The organism is Chromohalobacter moromii (genome assembly GCF_023091865.1).
In the GTDB taxonomy this organism is placed as follows: Bacteria; Pseudomonadota; Gammaproteobacteria; order Pseudomonadales; family Halomonadaceae; genus Chromohalobacter; species Chromohalobacter moromii.
Genome location: NZ_JAHXDI010000002.1, coordinates 35,551 through 54,351 on the forward strand (window position 1 = coordinate 35,551; position 18,801 = coordinate 54,351).

At 61.5% G+C, this 18,801-nt stretch carries 14 protein-coding genes; 6 read left to right on the top strand and 8 right to left on the bottom strand.

What is annotated here, in order from left to right; all coding sequences use genetic code 11:
• Positions 1–28 precede the first annotated feature (28 nt).
• The gene (locus tag KZO83_RS06560; RefSeq protein WP_178999137.1) at positions 29–1,825 is read left to right on the top strand and encodes a DHH family phosphoesterase; all 1,797 of its coding nucleotides are present in this window, start codon (positions 29–31) and stop codon (positions 1,823–1,825) included.
• 123 nt (positions 1,826–1,948) lie between these two features.
• Here the strand turns inward: KZO83_RS06560 and KZO83_RS06565 are convergent, their stop codons facing one another.
• The 3 genes from KZO83_RS06565 to KZO83_RS06575 form a co-directional block, all read right to left on the bottom strand.
• Positions 1,949–2,368 carry a VOC family protein gene (locus KZO83_RS06565; RefSeq protein WP_247620207.1) on the bottom strand — a complete coding sequence of 140 codons (420 nt, stop codon included), beginning with the start codon at positions 2,366–2,368 and terminating at the stop codon, positions 1,949–1,951.
• Between the two features lie 134 nt (positions 2,369–2,502).
• Positions 2,503–5,067 carry a heavy metal translocating P-type ATPase gene (locus tag KZO83_RS06570; RefSeq protein ID WP_247620208.1) on the bottom strand — a complete coding sequence of 855 codons (2,565 nt, stop codon included), beginning with the start codon at positions 5,065–5,067 and terminating at the stop codon, positions 2,503–2,505.
• A 23-nt stretch (positions 5,068–5,090) separates the two neighbouring features.
• The gene (locus tag KZO83_RS06575) at positions 5,091–5,528 is read right to left on the bottom strand and encodes a MerR family transcriptional regulator (RefSeq protein WP_040243108.1); all 438 of its coding nucleotides are present in this window, start codon (positions 5,526–5,528) and stop codon (positions 5,091–5,093) included.
• Between the two features lie 315 nt (positions 5,529–5,843).
• On the opposite strand from KZO83_RS06575, the gene KZO83_RS06580 reads away from it, so the two are divergent.
• Complete coding sequence (locus KZO83_RS06580; RefSeq protein WP_247620209.1) at positions 5,844–7,187, top strand: OmpP1/FadL family transporter; 1,344 nt, start codon at positions 5,844–5,846, stop codon at positions 7,185–7,187.
• A gap of 85 nt (positions 7,188–7,272) precedes the next feature.
• On the opposite strand, the gene thpD is transcribed toward KZO83_RS06580, so the two are convergent.
• The 5 genes from thpD to KZO83_RS06605 all read right to left on the bottom strand — a co-directional run bounded on the left by thpD (position 7,273) and on the right by KZO83_RS06605 (position 13,568).
• Positions 7,273–8,178, bottom strand: coding sequence for an ectoine hydroxylase (gene thpD, locus KZO83_RS06585; RefSeq protein ID WP_040243105.1), 906 nt, complete (start codon positions 8,176–8,178; stop codon positions 7,273–7,275).
• A gap of 250 nt (positions 8,179–8,428) precedes the next feature.
• Positions 8,429–10,027, bottom strand: coding sequence for an ABC transporter ATP-binding protein (locus KZO83_RS06590; RefSeq protein ID WP_247620210.1), 1,599 nt, complete (start codon positions 10,025–10,027; stop codon positions 8,429–8,431).
• A 7-nt stretch (positions 10,028–10,034) separates the two neighbouring features.
• A complete protein-coding gene (locus KZO83_RS06595; protein ID WP_247620211.1) occupies positions 10,035–10,934 on the bottom strand; it encodes an ABC transporter permease subunit in 900 nt (299 codons plus the stop codon).
• A 14-nt stretch (positions 10,935–10,948) separates the two neighbouring features.
• Positions 10,949–11,875, bottom strand: a complete 927-nt coding sequence (gene oppB, locus KZO83_RS06600) for an oligopeptide ABC transporter permease OppB (RefSeq protein ID WP_178999144.1) — start codon at positions 11,873–11,875, stop codon at positions 10,949–10,951.
• A gap of 100 nt (positions 11,876–11,975) precedes the next feature.
• Complete coding sequence (locus KZO83_RS06605; protein ID WP_247620212.1) at positions 11,976–13,568, bottom strand: peptide ABC transporter substrate-binding protein; 1,593 nt, start codon at positions 13,566–13,568, stop codon at positions 11,976–11,978.
• 264 nt (positions 13,569–13,832) lie between these two features.
• On the opposite strand from KZO83_RS06605, the gene prfB reads away from it, so the two are divergent.
• The 4 genes from prfB (at position 13,833) to KZO83_RS06625 (ending at position 18,739) form a co-directional block, all read left to right on the top strand.
• A protein-coding gene (prfB, locus tag KZO83_RS06610; RefSeq protein ID WP_247620213.1) for a peptide chain release factor 2 occupies positions 13,833–14,931 on the top strand; the annotation gives its coding sequence in 2 pieces (ribosomal slippage) (positions 13,833–13,907 and positions 13,909–14,931; 1,098 coding nt in all).
• A 159-nt stretch (positions 14,932–15,090) separates the two neighbouring features.
• Positions 15,091–16,593: a lysine--tRNA ligase gene (gene lysS, locus KZO83_RS06615; protein ID WP_247620214.1), complete on the top strand. Its 1,503-nt coding sequence runs from the start codon at positions 15,091–15,093 to the stop codon at positions 16,591–16,593.
• A 273-nt stretch (positions 16,594–16,866) separates the two neighbouring features.
• Positions 16,867–17,253 carry a hypothetical protein gene (locus KZO83_RS06620; RefSeq protein WP_246894442.1) on the top strand — a complete coding sequence of 129 codons (387 nt, stop codon included), beginning with the start codon at positions 16,867–16,869 and terminating at the stop codon, positions 17,251–17,253.
• 106 nt (positions 17,254–17,359) lie between these two features.
• Positions 17,360–18,739 carry an MFS transporter gene (locus KZO83_RS06625; protein WP_247620668.1) on the top strand — a complete coding sequence of 460 codons (1,380 nt, stop codon included), beginning with the start codon at positions 17,360–17,362 and terminating at the stop codon, positions 18,737–18,739.
• The last annotated feature ends 62 nt before the right edge of the window (positions 18,740–18,801 follow it).

An 18,801-nucleotide genomic window follows, 5' to 3' on the forward strand; every position in this document is an offset into this window, starting at 1 on the left:
CCATCCGCCGTCTCCCGAGGAGCCTTTCGTGTCAGTAGCCGAGCATGATCCGCAACGCCTGCTGAACCGTCGCATCTTGTCACGTCCGCGTGATGAGAGCGTCTACCGCCGCGCGCAGTCGGCCGGGCTCAGTGAGCTGCAGGCGCGGATATTGGCCGGGCGCCTGCACGACTACACGGACGATATCGCGTCGCTGATTGACCCCAGCCTGCGCTATCTGGCGCACCCCGAACGTCTTCAGGACGCGCGCCGTGCCGCCGAGCGGATCGCCCTGGCGGTGGCCGAGGGCGAGCATATTGGCATCTTGACCGATTATGACGTCGACGGTATCACCTCGCACGTCGTTATTCTGCGAACGCTGAACGAGCTTTTCGGTGTGCCGATGCATAAGCTGCACAGCTTGATCGGCCATCGTATCTTCGATGGTTACGGCATCAGTCTGCCGCTGGTGGAGCGCACCCTGGCGTTGTCGCCACGCCCCAGCCTAGTGATCACTGCCGACTGCGGTAGTTCCGACGAGCCGCGTATCGCGCGTCTGCGTGAGGCCGGGCTCGATGTCGTGGTCACCGACCATCACGCCTTGCCGACGGCGGGGCCGCCGGCGTCGGCGTATGCCACCGTCAATCCGACGCGCAGCGATTGCGATTACCCGGACCCGACCATCGCCGGTTGCATGGTGGCGTGGCTGACCATGTCGCTGACGCGCTCGGTGCTCATCGAGCAGGGCGTGGCCGCGCCCTCGACCCCGAAGTTGTCGCCGTGGCTGTCTTACGTCGCCTTGGGGACCGTGGCGGATTGCGTCTCGCTGGGGGCGAGCCCTGCCAACCGCGCCGTGGTCAGCCACGGGCTGACGTTGATCAATCGCATGGGTGCCGCCTGCTGGCGGGTCATGGCCGAGCGGTTGGGGGACGATAGCGTCCCTTTCGATGCCGAAACCCTGGCCTTTCAGATGGGGCCGCGCATCAACGCGCGCTCGCGTCTCGACGACCCCTATGCGGCGCTGCATTTCATGCTCGCCACCGACGATGCCTCGGCGCGTCGTCATCTCGAAGTACTGGATACCGACAATCAGTCGCGCAAGGCGATCGAAGCGGACATGGTCGAGAGCGCCCGGGCATTGGCGCTCGACGCCCTGGCGGAGGGTGCCTCGGCGATCGTGGTCTTTCTGGAGGAAGGACATGCCGGCGTGCAGGGCATCGTCGCCTCGCGTCTGGTTCAGGCCTTTGGACGTCCCACGTTGGTGCTTACGCCCGCCGCCGCGCCGGGCATGCTGACCGGCTCGGGACGTTCCATCGAAGGGCTGCACCTGCGCGATGCATTGCAGCGGGCGCATGAACTGGCTCCCGAGGCGTTACCGCGTTTCGGGGGGCACCGGGGAGCGGCGGGCATTGGCGTACCGCGCGAGCGTCTGGCGGAATTTCGCGAGGCCTTGCTCACGGCGGTCGAGGAACAACTCGGTGGCCGCGAACTTTTTCCTTACGTGCTGACCGACGGCGCCTTGACGCCCGAGCAACTGTCACTGGCGGCGGTGGACGAGCTGGCGCGTTTGGCGCCCTACGGTCGCGAGTTCGACGCCCCGCTTTTCGACGGTGAGTTTCGCATCGAGCAACTACGTCCGGTGGGTGCCGAGGGTAACCATCTGATGCTCGAACTTTCGTGTGGCGCGGTGAGTCTCAAGGCGATCTGGTTTCGTGCGCTGACACCCGGCGAGCTGCCGCCGTTCGGGCTCGGCGATCGTCTGCGCTGTGCCTACAAACTATCGCGCAACCGCTGGCGGGGACGGGAGTCGTTGCAGTTGATGATCGAGCATGCCGAGCCTGTTTAAAAGGGAAGAAGGAAGAGGGAAGAGTTGAATCGCCCCTAGTGTCGTAGACACCTTTCTTTACACAACGAGTAGGGGCGCCGTTCTTCCTTCTTCCAGCCGCGCAGCGGCGCTCTTCCAGCTTGATTAGTAGTTCGGCCAGACGCCGGGCGTGGCCAGTTCCAGCAGATGACCGTCGGGGTCGCGGAAATAGAGGCTTTCACCGCCTTTCGGCCAGTGGGTGCGGCCTTCGATGGGAATATCGTGGGCGACGAGTTGGGTTTCCCAGTCTTCCAACTCATCGCGCTCAATGGCCAGCGCCAGATGCACGCGTCCGGAGCCGTCATGGGGCGGTATGGTGCCCATACCATGCGGCAGGTTCACGGTTTCGTCGGTGCTGCCTTGTTGAAACAGCAGCACCACGCTGCCCGGCCCGGCCTCGTATGCGGTGAAGCGATGATCGGCGGTAAAGGCCGACAGCATCATCACGTTCTCGAAGAAGGCCCGGGCGCGGGCCATGTCGTTGACGTAGAGGGCGGTTTCGAGAACGCCTTGAATGCGTGGCATATCACTCCTCGTTTGCCGCGACGCGATGCCTTCCAGCATAGCCATCACGGGGCAATGACCTCAACGTGGCGATAGCCAGAACCACCAGACGATGCCGGCTATCAATGCTAGCCCGATCAGATTGACGAGAAACGTCATGTCTCCTCCTGGGATGTCTTGGCGCTGCGTGGCGTGGATTTGAACAGCCTCAACCGGTTGGCGTTGCTGACCACGGTGACCGAGGACAGCGACATGGCCACGGCGGCGACGATGGGCGAGAGCAGCATCCCCGTCAGCGGATAGAAGACCCCGGCTGCGATGGGAATTCCCAGGCCGTTATAGCCAAAGGCGCCCCACAGGTTCTGCTTGATGTTGCGCAGCGTGGCGCGGCTGATCTCGATGGCATCGGCCACGCCGTGGAGCGAATTGCGCATCAGCGTGATACCCGCCGATTCGATCGCCACGTCGGTGCCCTGGCCGATGGCGAAGCCGACATCGGCTTGTGCCAGGGCCGGGGCGTCGTTGATGCCGTCACCGGTCATGCCGACGAGATGGCCGTCGCGTTGCAGTTGGGCGACGATTTCGCGCTTGTCCTCGGGTAGAAGCTCGGCCTCGACACGCGCGATGCCAAGCGCCTTCGCTACGGCTCGGGCGGTATGCGCGTTATCGCCGGTCAGCATGACCACCTCGATGCCGTCCGTCTGCAAGCGCGCGACGGCGTCGCGACTATCCTCGCGCAACGGATCGCTGATGCCGAAGACGCCCAGTACCTGTCCGTCGGCGGCCAGGTAGAGCGGTGTCTGCGCCTTTTCTTCAAGTTCAGCGCCCCACCTCTGGGCCTGACTCAGTTCGACATCGCCTTCGCGCATCAGAGCGGCGTTGCCCAAGCGCAGAGACTGGCCGGTGTCGGTCATGGCGGTGACGCCGCGCCCGCTGAACGCTTGAAACTCGCGTAGCTCGGGAAGTGCGGTCTGCGTGGCGCCCTGTTGGTCGGCATAGTCGCCGAGGGCCTCGGCGAGAGGATGCTCGGAGCCACGCTCGAGGGCTGCCACCCAGCGCAAGGCGGTGTGGGTATCCTCGGTAGCCCACTGAGCGGTGGTCACGCGCGGGCGGCCCTCGGTCAGCGTGCCGGTCTTGTCGACGACCAGGGTGGTCAACTTGCTGGCGGTCTGCAGTGCATCACCGTCGCGTACCAGGATGCCGTGCTCGGCGGCCTTGCCGACGCCGATCATGGTCGACATCGGTGTTGCCAGGCCCAGCGCGCAGGGGCAGGCGATGATCAGTACGGTGGTGGCGGTGACCAGCATGTGGACCAACTGCGGCGCGGGGCCGACATTGAACCAGACCAGTGCCGTGAGTACGGCGATGATCAACACACTGGGCACGAAGATGGCGGAAATTCGGTCGGCCAGGGCGCCGATGGGAGGGCGCGAGTTCTGGGCGCTGGCCACTTGCTCGACGATACGCCCCAGGCGACTGTCGGCGCCGATACGGGTGGCGATATAGACCAGCGTGCCACGGCCGTTGACCGTCCCCGCACTGACTTCGTCGCCGGCATGCTTGGCGGCGGGCAGCGGCTCGCCGGTCAGCATCGATTCGTCGACATGGCTGTCGCCTTCCTCGACACGGCCATCCACGGCCAGGCGTTCGCCGGGACGCACGCGAATCCGCTCGTCGACGGCGACGTCCTCGAGGGGGACATCGTGTTCATCACCGTCGCGAATCACCCGGGCGGTGGGCGCCTGCAGGTCGAGCAGACGATTAAGCGCCCGGGATGTGCGTCCCCGGGCACGCAACTCCATGGCATTGCCGAGGCTGATCAGGCCGATGATCATCACCGAGGCTTCGAAATAGAGCCCGCGCGCCGCGACTGGAATCGCCTCGGGAATCAGCACCACCGTCATCGAATAGAGCCAGGCGGTGCCGGTGCCGACGGCGATCAGCGTATCCATGTTGGCCTGGTGATGACGGAAGGTTTTCCAGGCGTTGACGTAGAAGCGCCGGCCCGCCGTGGCCATGATGCCCAGCGTGACCACGCCGATCAGCAGCCAGACCCAGCGTTCCGGACCACTCAACTGTGGATGGTGGAACAGCATGCTACCCATCAGCAGCACACCGGGGATGAGCCCTAATGCGGTGTCGCGGAGCCGTTGGCGGTACTCGTGAGCCTCGTTTTGTTCACGGGTGCGTGCCGCCTGGCCGAGATCCTCGATGCGTTCGGCGCCGTAGCCGACTGCTTCGACGGCATCGATCAGTTGCTGGGCGCGCGCATCGCCGAAGACCTCGGCGGTATGCGAGCCGAAGTTGACGCTGGCCGAGCGCACCCCGGGCGTGGCGTTCAAGGCCTGGGTAATGGTGTTGACGCAGCCGGCGCAGGTCATCCCGGACAACGATAGACGGACTGGCGCTCCGTCGCGCGTTGCTTGGGCATCGTGCCGGTCGCCGCTTGAGGCAGTCGAAGTCACTGCTGATGCGCTGTCGTCAGTGGTACTCGTCGTCGTTTCCGGTGCATGCGTTGTCGGAGGGTAACCTGCCTGCTCGAGCAACGCGCCCAGGCGTGTCGTGTCCAGGGATGATTCGACACTGAGACGCTTTTCACCGGGCTCGCCGGTGACTTCGGCCTGCGTGTCTTCGGCTTGGATCGCCTCGCGCATGCGTTTGACGCAGCCCTGGCAGTTCATGCCGGGCACGGTGAAAGAATGGGGAGCCGTTGTGCGCATCTTGCGTTCTCCTTCGGCTGAGCTCATGGCGCCTGGCGTGAGAAATCGTCGTCACTTTCCATTGGCAGGCTCTCGATCAGCCGGCACAAACTGTGGCCGTCGGGCGTGCCATCCGGCATATCGCGCCAGGTCTCCAAGGCGTGCTCCATGCGTGTCGCCAGGGCCTGCAACTCACGGATGCGCGACCGAATTTCCGGCAAGCGCTCGGCCAGCAGGTCGCGCACCATGGGGCATGGAGAGTCGCCATGGTCGGCATGCTCGAGAATCTCGCGCACCTCACGAAGACTGAACCCCAGCGTGCGAGCGCGTTGTATGAAACGCAGTCGATTGAGGTCGTCGGCATCATAGAGTTGATAGCCGTTGTCGGGATCGCGTTGCGGATGCAGTAATCCCTCGCGTGTGTAATGGCGTACCGTTTCGCCGGTAACGCCAGCGGTGCGGGCCAGATCGCTGACTTTCATGGCACTCTCCTGAATGGTGAGAAAAGTCTAAAACCTGTGTGTTACACAAAGGTCAAGTCGATCCTAGCCTATTTTCACTGACCTACGATAAAAAGCTGAAATTCTTGAAGAAGTATTCCTCATGCCCTGAAATAGATCAGATGAGGGACTGCTTATAAGACTAAAGAATGAGCGTTTCTTAGATTAAAACAAACGTTTGCTCTTGACTTGAAAACGCCCATCGGCCAAAACGAAGAGGCACGCCATTATTCGGGCAAGGGTAAAAAAACCTAAGACAATTTTCGCCTCCACGTCTCCGCAGAAGAGGACGTTTTCATGCATAACAAGATCAACAAGCTCACACTCGCAGTGACTCTGGCATCCGCCGTGATGGCGACCGGCCAAGCCGCCGCGTCGGGCTTTCAGGTTCGTGAACAGAGCGCCAAGGCATTGGGTAACGCCATGGCAGGTGCGGCGGCCGGTGCCGAGGATGTCAGCTACATGACCTTTAACCCGGCGGCCATCGGTAACGTTGAGGGTACGCAAGTCGCCGGTGGCATTTCCTATGTCGATGCCAACTTCGAATTGACCGACGCCTCGGCGAGCTCCGCCCGCGGGGACGATTATACGGGAAGTGGCGATAACGAAGGGGGCGAGAAGGCCTGGGTGCCCAGTTTCGCCTTCAAGACGCGCCTGAGTGAACGCTTCGATCTGGGGTTGGCGATCTCCGCGCCGTATGGCCTGTCCACCAAGTACGACGAGGACTGGATCGGACGCTATCACGCCGTCGAAACCGAACTCGAGACCATCGATATCCAGCCGACGCTGAACTATCGTGCCACCGACCGCCTCAACCTCGCCGTGGGGCTACGTGCTCAGTATGCCGATGCCACGCTCTCCAATGCCATCGACTTGGGCGCGTTAGGTGCGCAGGCCAGACAATTGCCGCCTTCGGCTATCGGCCGTTACGACGGCATGGCCGAGGTGACCGGTGATGATTGGGGCTATGGCTACACCTTGGGGGCGCTGTTCCAGGCCACCGAGCGCACCCGTCTGGGCATCAGCTACCGCTCGGAGGTCGAGCTGACGCTAGATGGTGACGTTGACTACAGCGCCGACGATCCAGTCGGCCAGCAGGTGCTGGCAGGCTCGGGTCTGCAGGACGGCGGTGGCAAGGCGGATATTACCACGCCGGCCAACCTCAACCTGGGGATTTATCACCAATTGACTGATCGGCTCGCCCTGATGGCCAACGCCGAATGGACGGAATGGAGTAGTTTCAAGGAACTGACCGTCGAGTTCGAGAATGGCCCACCTTACACAAGCACCACGACTGAAAACTGGGACGATACCTGGGCCTTCTCGGTGGGGGCTAACTATCAGCTCAACCGGCAGTGGTTGCTGCGCGCCGGTCTGGGGGTCGACGAATCACCGGTGCCGGACAGCGAGCACCGCACGCCGCGTGTACCCGATGCCGATCGCCGCTGGGCGACGCTCGGGGCAACCTGGATGCCGACCTCGAGCCTTGGCGTGACGGCGGGCTACATGCACGTCTTCGGCGACGATGGCGACATCGACCAATCCGGCGCCAAGCCCGAGAATGCCAGCCGTGGCAACCTTTCCGGAACCTATGAAGTCGACGCCAACGTCTTTGCGCTGTCGATGGATTATCGTTTCTGAACCTAGGACTTCAACCAGTATGAATAACGACGAACCCCGGCGATTTGCCGGGGTTCGTCGTTTTCGCAATTTTCCTGACGATGCCTTATTTGGCAGGTTTCAGGGGGCTCCAGTCCTTGCGGTTGGCCAGGAACTCGGGCCGAGGCCGGTTGCCGCAGTACGGATCGTGTAGCGTGTTCTCGACACTGTTGTAGACGAAGAACAGGTTACTGCGTGGCCAGCACGACATGTTGATGTTCGAACCATGCAGGGTATTGCACTCGAACATCACCAGCGAGCCGACAGGCCCTTTGGGCGCCTCGATATCGCCTTGGATCATCAGATCGCGCAGGCTGGCGTCATCCGGTACGCCGATTTCCTGACTCTTCAGCGACTCTTTATAGTTGTTCTCCGGCGTGCGGCCCACGCAGGGAACGAAGTAATTGTGCGAGCCGGGCACGAGCATCAGTGGGCCATTGAATTCACCGTTTTCGGTGAGAATGATCGAACAGCTCACCGAGCGCATGCGTGGCATGCCGTCTTCGCTGTGCCAGGTCTCGAAGTCGGAGTGCCAGTCGAAGCCTTTGCCCTTGAACCCGGGCTTATAGTTGATCCGCGACTGATGAATATAGGCATCGCCACCGAGGATCTGCTGGACCATCGCCAGTAGGCGTGGGTCGCGAGTCAGGCGGCTGAAACGCTCGGATACCTCATGGATACCGAAGATCGAACGAATTTCCTGTTTGCTGGGCTCGAGGATAGTACCTTCCGAGAGCTTGAGGTCATCGTCATTCTCGTAGTCGCCCAACTCCTCGAGGAACGCGGCCATCTCGTCTTCATCGAAGAATCCTTCGAAGGAGAGAAAGCCTTTGCGTTCGAACTCGTCGAGCTCGGCTTCGCTGAGCGGCCCTTTGCGTTGCTCGCCCTCGCTATGCACCACCGGGTCGATGCGCTCGAACATCCCCAGTTTGCGTTCCAGGCGCGTCGGGAATAGATCTTGAGTCTCTTTCATCGCAAACTCCTCCATTAGTCTGCTGGGAACGGTATTGCTGCCATCCCCCGTGTAAACGTAGTCGGAGAGGCTGGCACCGACAAACACAGCCGTGTATGTCTTTGTAGCTCGCCAGATTTGCTAGGCGAACACGCTGAGGCTACGCCTCTGCTGAGAGCGTGTATTTAGCATGTGTTAAGGCAGGCCCATTCCTTGCCGCTGCAAATACTGACGCTTGCAGCGGACTAGACGAAGATGGGGGAGGTCAGGGTCAAGCGGCATCTTCGACGAAGGCGGCCCTCATCAGTTCCTGGGTATAGCGTTCGCGCGGATTGGCGAAGATCTCCTCGGTATTGCCCTGTTCGACGACTTCACCCTCTTTCATCACCAGTACGGTATCGGCCAGCGCACGCACAACCGCGAGATCGTGACTGATGAACAGATAGGTCAGGTCATGCTTTTGCTGCAGGTCGCGCAGCAGGTCGATTACCGTGACCTGCACCGAGCGGTCGAGCGCCGAGGTGGGTTCGTCGAGCAGCAGAAATTCCGGCTTGAGTACCAGCGCCCGGGCGATGGCAATGCGCTGGCGCTGACCACCGGAGAATTCATGTGGGTAGCGGTTACGCATCGCTGGATCGAGCGCGACCTCCTTGAGCGCCTCGATCACCTGCGCCTCGCGCTGGCGGCGGTTGAATTCTGGGTGATGCACGCGCAGCCCCTCGCTGATGACTTCGCCGACGGTCATGCGCGGCGACAGCGAACCGAAGGGGTCCTGGAAGACCACCTGCATGCGCGAGCGCAGGGGACGCATGCTGCCAGTATCGAGCGTGGCGATATTGTGGCCGTCGAAGCGAATCTCGCCGCGACTCTTGAGCAGTCGCAACAGCGCTCGGCCCAGCGTCGACTTGCCCGAGCCGGACTCACCGACGATGCCCACGGTCTGGCCGCGGCGAATGCTCAGGTCGATGCCGCGTACCGCCTCGAAGTACTCGCTGGCACGGAATAGACGCTTCTTGAGCGCGAAGCGTACGCGCACGTCTCTCGCCTCCAGCAGCATGGGCATCGTCATGTCGACCGGTGCCTTGCGGCCACGCGGGTCGGCATCGATCAGCATGCGTGTGTAATCGTGTCGCGGGTTACCGAACACTTCGCCGGTGGTGCCCGTTTCGACGAGCTCACCGTGGCGCATTACGCACACCCGGTCGGCGAAGTGGCGCACGATTCCCAGGTCGTGGGTGATGAACAGGATCGCCATGCCGTAGCGCGCCTGAAGATCCTTGAGTAGCGCCAGAATCTGCGCCTGGACGGTGACGTCGAGCGCAGTGGTGGGCTCGTCGGCGATCAAAAGCTCAGGCTCGCAGGCCAGCGCCATGGCGATCATCACGCGCTGGCGTTGGCCGCCGGAGAGCTCGTAGGGGTAACTGTCGATGCGCCGGGAAGGCTCGGGGATACCCACCTGCTCGAGCAATTCGATGACCTTGGGGCGCGCTTGACGTCTATTGAGACCGAGGTGCTTTTCCAGCACCTCGGCGATCTGTGCCCCGATGCGTTGCAAGGGATTGAGCGAGGTCATCGGCTCCTGGAAGATCATCGAGATGGCGTTGCCGCGGATACGGCGCATGCGTTTGGGCGTGACGCTCAAGAGATCCTCGCCCTTGAAGCGGATGGCGCCAGACGTTTGAGCCAACTCAGGCAAGAGCCGCATCGCGGCGGTCGATGATACCGACTTGCCGGAGCCCGACTCGCCGACCAGTGCCAGCGTCTCGCCGGGCTGGATGGAAAAGCTCACTTCCTTGACGGCCGAGACGGTACCGTTGGGCAGTTGGAAGTCGACGCTCAAGTTGTCGATTTCAAGCAGGTTATCAGCCACGGTCACCTCAGCGTGTTTTCGGGTCCAGGGCGTCTCTCAGCCCATCGCCCAGGAAGTTGAGACAGAACAGCGTCACCGCGAGGAATAGCGATGGCACGAGCAGCAGCCACGGCGCGCTTTGCATCATGTCGGTGCCTTCGGAGATCAATACGCCCCAACTGGTCAGCGGCTCTTGCACGCCAAGACCGAGAAACGACAAAAAGCTCTCCAGCAGGATGACCTTGGGGACGGTGAGTGTGACGTAGATGATCACCGGACCGATGGCGTTGGGGATCAGGTGGCGGGTGACGATCTTGCGATCGCGTACCCCCAATGCGTGGGCGGCTTCGATGAATTCGCGCTGCTTGAGCGCCAGCGTCTGGCCGCGCACGATGCGTGCCATGTCGAGCCACTCGACCGCGCCGATGGCAGCGTAGATCAGGAAGATATTGCGCCCGAAGACCACCATCAAAAGGATGACCAGGAACATGAACGGCAGCGAGTACATGATGTCGACGAAGCGCATCATGAGGCTGTCCAGTCGCCCGCCGACATAGCCGGAGATGGCCCCGTAGAGCACCCCGATCACCAGGCTGACGAAGGTGGCCACCAAGGCCACCGAAAGTGACACGCGGCCGCCATAGAGAGTGCGGGTCAAGAGGTCGCGACCGTTGGCATCGGTACCCAAGAAGTGGCCACTCTCGAGGCTCGGCGCGGCGCTGAAGGCGTTCCAGTCGACGTCGGCCAGTCCCCATGGAAGCAGGTAGGGGCCGATTAGGCAGGTGACAGCGATCATGACCAGTAGCACCAGGCTGACCATCGCCGCCCTGTTCTGCTTGAGGCGTCGCCAAGCATCGCGGCCGAGGCTCTCGCCGGCCGTGGCGTCTGACAGGGAAAGACGGTTATCGGAAAGCGTATCGGTGGTCATGGCATGAGGTCCGGTCAGTCGTCGTAACGGATTTGCGGATCGAGCGCGGAATAGAGCAGGTCGACGAGCAGGTTCATCAGCACGATCAGTGCCCCGTAGAACACCACCGTGCCCATCACCAGGGTGTAGTCGCGGTTGAGGGCGGCCTGCACGAAGTAGCGGCCAATGCCGGGAATGCCGAAGATCTGTTCGATCACCACCGAGCCGGTGATGATGCCTGCGATCGCCGGCCCCAGGTAGGAGGTCACCGGCAGCAGGGCGGGGCGAATGGCGTGGCGCCAGATCACCTGGCGCTCGGAGAGCCCCTTGGCTCGCGCGGTGCGAATGTAATGGCTGCCCAGCACCTCGATCATGCTGGCGCGCATCATGCGTGCGATATAGGCGATCTGCTGAATCGACAGCGCGATCACCGGCAACACCAGATTGGGTAGGGCACCGCCATTCCAGCCACCGGCCGGGAGCCAGGCGAGCAGCACGCCGAAGACCAGCGCCAGGATCGGTGCGATCACGAAGTTGGGCACTGCGATACCCGCCAGTGCCGTCCCCATGACTGTGTAATCGATCATCGTGTTGCGTCGTAGGGCGGCAATGATGCCCAGCGGGAGTCCGATCAAAAGTGCGAGCAGAATTGCCAGGCCGCCGATCTCGAGACTGACCGGAAAGCCCTGGGCGATCAGCTCGGTGACCGAGAAATCCTTGTACTTGAACGATGGCCCGAAATCGCCCTGCAGCAGGTTGCCCATATAGCGCAGATATTGCTGGGGCAGGGGCTCATCCAGGTGATAGGCCGCCTTGAGGTTGGCCTCGATTTCTGGAGGCAATTGGCGCTCGCCGTCGAACGGCCCGCCTGGCGCGACGCGCATCAGGAAAAACGAGATCGTGATCACGATCAGCAGGGTGGGAATCGCGGTGAGCAGGCGCTTCAGGGTATAACTCAACATGGCAGATCACTGTGTTGGAAAGCCGTCTTCATCGATATCAGGCAGTGCCGCACTCAAACCATGGAAGGGGCCCGAGTGCGGCAGTTTCGACATACAGTGCTCAGTCGCCGTCGTGAAATTTCACCCAGCGTGAGGGGTGGTCATCCTCGGCATTGTCCTGCCAACCAGTGATCTCGGGATTGACCAGGTTGCGCGTCACGTAGTAGAGCAACGGCACCAGGGCGTAGTCATCGAGGGCGGTGTTCTCGGCCTTTTCGAGAAGCGCTTCGCGTTTGTCGAGGTCTTGAGTGCTGGCAGCCTGGTCGAGCAGCGTGTCGTACTCGGCGTTGTCGTAGTCGCCGTAGTTGTTGCCGACACCGCCGCGCAGCAGCGTCAGGAAGTTTTCGGCATCGTTGTAGTCGGCTATCCAGCCGGCGCGGGCCACATCGAAGTCGCCTTCTTGAATGGTCTGGTAATGCACGGTGGCTTCGGCGTTGGTCATTTCGACCTCGACCCCCAGCGGCTTCCACATAGCCGCCATGGCGATAGCGATCTTCTTGTGCTCGTCGGATGTGTTGTAGCGCAGCTTCAGTTGCAGCGGATGGTCGGGGCCGTAGCCGGCCTCCTTGATTAGTTGCTTGGCTTTGGCCAGGCGTTTGGCGTAGTCACCCTCGACGCCGTCCATGTGCTGGACGTCGTAGTGGCTGGTGCCCGGGGGGACTAGCGAATAGGCGTCCTTGAAACTGCCGGCCATGATCTGCTCGGAGAGTACCTTGCGACGTGCGACCAGGTTCAGGGCTTTGCGGACGCGCTTGTCGGCAGTCGGGCGGCCGTCGCGGGTGTTGAGCACGTAGTAGTAGGAGCCCAGCATCGGGCTCAGGTGAGTGGCCTCGGGGAGATTGTCCTTGAGCCACTGGTAACGGCTCGACGGATACTCGCGCAGCACATCCAGCTCACCGGCGCGAAAGCGCGAGATACCGGCGTTACGGTCCTCGGTATTGAAGTAGTTGACACCATCGAGGCTGACGTCGTCGGCGTCGTAGTATTCGGGATTCTTCGCGACGGAGATTCGCGATTGCGAGACCCATTCCGTCGGCGTGAAGGCGCCGTTGGTAACGATATTATCCATCTTGACCCACTGCTTGCCATATTCCTCGACGGCATGCTTGGGCAGCGGGTAAGCGGTGTAGTGGGTCAGCAACTGCGGAAAATAAGGCGTCGGCGCGTTGAGCGTCACCTTGAGCGTCTTGCCGTCGTCGAGTGATTCCACGCCCAGTGCGTCGAGCGGCTTCTCGCCGCTGTTGACGGCTTCGGCGTTCTGGATCGGGTAGAGCAGGTACGCGTATTTCGAGGCGCTGGCCGGATCGAGAAGGTGTTGCCAGCCGAAGACGAAATCCTCTGCGGTGACCGGCTCACCGTCGGACCATTTGGCGTCGTCGCGCAGATGAAAGGTGTAGGTCTGGCCGTCCTCGGAAATGTCCCAGTCGGTAGCCATGCCGGGGATGGCCTCGCCCTCGGGATTTTTCTTGACCAGCCCTTCGTAGACATCCATCAGGACTTGGGATTCCCAGACGCCGCCGGAGACCTGCGAAGTATCGAAGGACGCTAGTTCGCCCATCACGCCGATGTTGAGGGTGTCGGCCTGCGCTGGCGCCGCCAGGGCCAGGGAAGACAGCGCCATGGCGCCGAGTAGGGTATGCGAGTGTCGAAGCATGTTGTCTATTCCGCTTGTTGTTGTGCCGGGTGCCGCGAAAGGCGCCACATCATGGGATTACCATCTCTCCACCTGGCAAAACGTGTCCATTGCAAATTTCGTATATGCTTTTTCATATATTCGATAGAGCGCTTATTAATGCCGCGAAACGCGGCATGGGATAGCCGCTCGCGGGTGCATTGGCTACAATGTGTCTCTTTTCTTCACCGTGTACCGGCGAGTGCGCCGTTGCGGTGCGAATCAGCGCGCCTGAAAAGGATTCCCATGCAAGAGATCAACCCGATCAACCACCTCCTCAAGGACCTGTCCGAACGGACAGACGTCCTGAGGGGGTATCTTTGACTATGCCGCAAAGAAAGAACGGCTAGAGGAAGTTACCCGCGAGCTGGAAAACCCGGATGTGTGGAGCGATCCGGACTACGCGCAGAAGCTAGGTAAGGAGCGCGCTACTCTGGAGGCCGTCGTCGAGACTTTCGATGCGTTGGATCAAGGCCTGACAGACCATCAGGAATTGCTTGAGCTGGCGGTGATGGAAGAAGACGACGCCACCATCGACGAAGTGCGAAGCGAACTCGACAAGCTCGAGTCCCAGCTCGCCAAGCTCGAGTTCCGGCGTATGTTTTCCGGCGAGATGGACACCAATAACGCCTATCTCGATATCCAGGCCGGCTCCGGCGGCACCGAGGCCCAGGACTGGGCCAATATACTGCTGCGTATGTACTTGCGCTGGTGCGAACATCACGGCTTCAAGACCGATATTATCGAGTTGTCCAGCGGCGATGTGGCGGGTATCAAGTCCGCGACCTTGCACATTCAAGGCGATTACGCCTTCGGTTGGCTACGCACCGAGACCGGCGTGCATCGCTTGGTGCGCAAGAGCCCGTTCGACTCGGGTGGGCGTCGGCATACCTCGTTTGCCTCGGTGTTTCTATCGCCGGAAATCGACGACAACTTCGAGATCGAGGTCAACCCGTCCGATCTGCGCGTCGATACCTATCGTTCCAGCGGTGCCGGCGGCCAGCACGTCAACACCACCGACTCGGCGGTGCGTATCACCCACGAACCCACGGGGATCGTGGTGGCATGTCAAGGCCAGCGCAGCCAGCATGCCAACCGTGACTTCGCCATGAAGCAGCTCAGGGCGAAGTTGTGGGAGCTGGAAATGGACAAGCGTAATGCCGCCAAACAGGAAGCCGAGGACAACAAGTCGGATATCGGCTGGGGCAGCCAGATCCGCTCCTATGTGCTCGATGACCAGCGTATCAAGGATTTGCGCACCGGCGTGCAGTCCAGCAACTGCGAGAAAGTGCTCGACGGCGATCTGGATCAGTTCATCGAGGCGAGCCTGAAACAAGGGCTTTAAGAAAGCCTGAAGAGCGGCACTTCGTGCCTGGAAGCTGTAAGAGGGAAGAAAGATCACAAGTCAAACTTCAAAAGCCGTGGAGTGGTTGTGGAGTGGTGGTTTGATCTTGGCTTCTAGCTTCTAGCTTCCAGCTTTCTTTTATTCTTCACAGGTAACGATATGGCCAACCAAGACTCCCCTCAGCACGACGAGAATCACCTGATCGCGGAACGCCGCGCCAAGTTGGCGGCACGTCGCGCCCAAGCCGCAGAAGAGGGCGGTAGCGCCTTTCCTAGCGACTTTCGCCGTGACAGTCTCGCGGCTGAACTGCAGGCCGAGCTGGGCGACAAGGACAAGGCCGAGCTGGAAACGCTCGACCGTCAGGCGTCGGTTGCCGGGCGCATCATGCGCCAGCGCGGGCCGTTCATCGTCATCCAGGACGTTTCCGACCAGATTCAGCTTTATGTCGACAAGAAAGGCCTGCCCGCCGAGGTGCTGGAGGACGTCAAAAGCTGGGACATCGGCGATATCGTCGCGGCGCGCGGACCGGTGCACAAGTCCGGCAAGGGCGATCTTTACGTGATGATGGGCGAGGCGCGCTTGCTGACCAAGAGCCTGCGGCCCCTGCCTGATAAGTTTCATGGCTTGACCGACACCGAAGCGCGCTATCGCCAGCGCTACGTCGACCTGATCATGAACCCCGAGTCGCGGCGTGTCTTCGAGGTGCGCTCGCGGGTGATCAGCGGCATTCGGCGCTTTTTGGTCGATCGCGGCTTCATGGAAGTCGAAACGCCGATGCTGCAGCAGATTCCCGGCGGCGCCACGGCACGGCCGTTCGTCACGCATCACAATGCGCTGGATATCGACATGTACCTGCGCGTTGCGCCGGAGTTGTATCTGAAGCGGCTGGTGGTAGGCGGCTTCGAGCGGGTATTCGAGATCAACCGCAACTTCCGTAACGAGGGGTTGTCGACGCGTCATAACCCCGAGTTCACCATGCTCGAGTTCTACTGGGCCTATGCCGATTACCGTGACCTGCTCGACCTGACCGAGGCGATGATTCGCGACGTCGCCCACGACGTGCTGGGCACGACCACGGTTGAGTATCAAGGCACGAACTATGAACTCGGCGAGCCTTTCCAGCGGCTTACCCTGCGCCAGTCGATTCTGGAATACGGCGAGGGCATCGGCGAAGGCGATATCGATACCTTTGACGGCGCTCAGGCGACCTGCGAGCGTTTGAGAGTTCCCGTCAAGCCGAACTGGGGCTTGGGCAAGCTGCAGACCGAGATCTTCGAGGCTGTTGCGGAAGACAAGCTCGATCGTCCGACGTTCATTACCGAATATCCGGCTGAAGTCAGCCCGCTGGCGCGGCGCAACGATACCAATCCGCACGTCACCGATCGCTTCGAGTTCTTCGTCGGCGGCCGCGAGATCGCCAACGGCTTCTCCGAGCTCAACGATGCCGAGGACCAGGCCGAGCGCTTTGCTGAGCAGGCGGCCGAAAAGGACGCCGGCGATCTAGAGGCGATGTATTACGATGCCGATTACGTCCGCGCGCTGGAATACGGCCTGCCGCCGACGGCGGGTGAGGGCATCGGTATCGACCGCCTGGTCATGTTGCTGACCGATAGCCCGTCGATTCGCGATGTGTTGTTGTTCCCGGCGATGCGCCCGGAATAACGCCGAATACAATAGCTGCGCCGTCCAATCGCGGCGTTGCGCGGTACTCGGCGCGCCTCACCTATACCCCATAGGCTCGGGCGCCTGTGTGCCGTGCGCCTTGCGCTTGAACAGGCTCGCAGATTGTCTCGATCTCATTCACCTACGTTGAGCGTCTGCCATCCTGTGAATTGTTTTCGCTAGACGTTATTGGTCAGGGGCGCGGTGAGCGCCCATAATGGCTGCGGTTCGAATTCCGCCGATCCCGAGCGGTTCCCAAAAGAGGTAACACCGATGAAGCTGCTCAATCGCTCCGCGCTGAGCGTCAAGCCGACCCAGGCGTTCGTTGACTGGATCAACTCGCTGGAGCCCACCGTCGGTGAGGACGATTTGACCCTCGACGATGTCGAGCGTGAAAGCACCGTCTATCTGATCCCGGAAATGGACTCGCCGGAGGTGTTGGCCGCCTACGTGCGCGAGCGCCACCTCGATCTGCTCGAGAACGAGCTGAGCGCTTGGGAAGAAGACGCGCGCCAGTGGCCGGAACCGCTCGACTGGGCGCTTTTCGAGCAGTTCCTCGTCGTCGAACACAGCTATCTGGCGCTGGATCTCGATGATGAAGTGCCGCTCGAGATTTCCGAGATCGACGATAGCCTGCTGCTTGAAACCGACGAGGATTGACGCGTTCGGTGAGTAGTGTAGAGAACCGGTGCGCGGCGGCTATTGAGCCGCCGGTGTGTCGCGGGATGAGAGCGTCGGTGAAGGTCAAGGGTATGTTGACGTGCTGATGCGGCGTCTTTTCGTGACACGTCCCGGCGACGAAGGGCTACCCGGCCCCCAGCGCCGCTTGGCGATGCTGGTGATGGTGTTGGGAACGTTGATGTCGGTGCTTGATAACGGCATCGTCAATATCTCGTTGCCCACTCTGGCGCAAGAGTTGACGGTGAGCGAGTCGCGCGCGGTGTGGGTCACTAACGTCTATCAGCTGGTATGCGCGGCCCTGTTGCTGGGATTTGCTGCCTTGAGTCGGCTTATTGGGCGGCGACGCCTGTACTTGGGCGGCCTGGCGTTGTTCGTGTTGGCCTCGCTATGTTGTGCGTTGTCGCGCAGTTTCGAATGGCTGGTAGCATCGCGCATGTTGCAAGGCATCGGCGCCGCGGCGATGTTGAGCATTGGCCCATCCATGTATCGCTTGATCTTTCCCTCGCGGCTGTTGGGCTCGGCAATCGGTATGGGTGCCTTGGTGGTGGCCTTCGGCATCGCCTTCGGCCCATCGCTGGGCGGCATCATCCTGCATTTCGCGAGTTGGCCGTGGCTGTTCGCGATCAACGTGCCGCTGGGGCTGCTTGCCTTGATCCTGGGGATTCGCGCGCTACCCAGCGAGACGATCGAGTCCCGGGGATTCGATTGGCTAGGGGCACTACTCTCGGCCTCGATGCTCAGCGGTTTCGTGTTTTCGCTCGATCATATCGGCCACGGTGCGCGCGGTACGAGTGCCTGGTTGCCGTTGCTGCTCAGCGTGCTGTGCCTGGTGCTGTTCGTGTGGCGCCAACGAAGCGCGAATGCGCCCTTGGTGCCGTTGCCCATGTTTCGTGCCACGCGCTTTAGCATCGCCGCGATGATCTCGTTGATGGCCTTCGTTGCCCAGGGAATCACCTTCGTAGGGCTGCCGTTCATGTTTCAGACGGTGATGGGCGCGACGCCGCTCGAGGCGGCCTTGCTATTCACCCCCTGGCCACTAGCGCTGATGCTGATAGGGCCGCTCTCGGGGCGGCTCGCCGACCGCTTCAATCCGACATTGATCTCGTCGCTCGGCCTGGCGATCTTCCTACTCGGGATGCTGAGCCTGGTAACGCTGACGGCCGAGTCTGGCGCCGTGTCGATTGCTTGGCGGGCAGTGTTATGCGGGGTTGGCTATGGGCTTTTCCAGGCGCCTAACAATCGCGAGATGATCGGCAGCGTGGCGTTGACCTACAGCGCCAATGCCTCGGGCGTGCTGGCCTCGGTACGGACCTTCGGCCAAGCCTTGGGGACCGCCTCCGTGGGATTGATGCTGGCACTTTCCTGGGGCTCGCTGTCGTATGCGCTGTGGCTGGGCTGTGCCAGTGTGGTGGTGGCATTGGCACTCAGTGTGTGGCGGATTCCGCTGGCGCGCGCCAAGGCGTGAGCGATGCTTATTCCCCACCGCGGGAAACGTTACAATGACGCGTATCCGACAGAGGAGGAAGG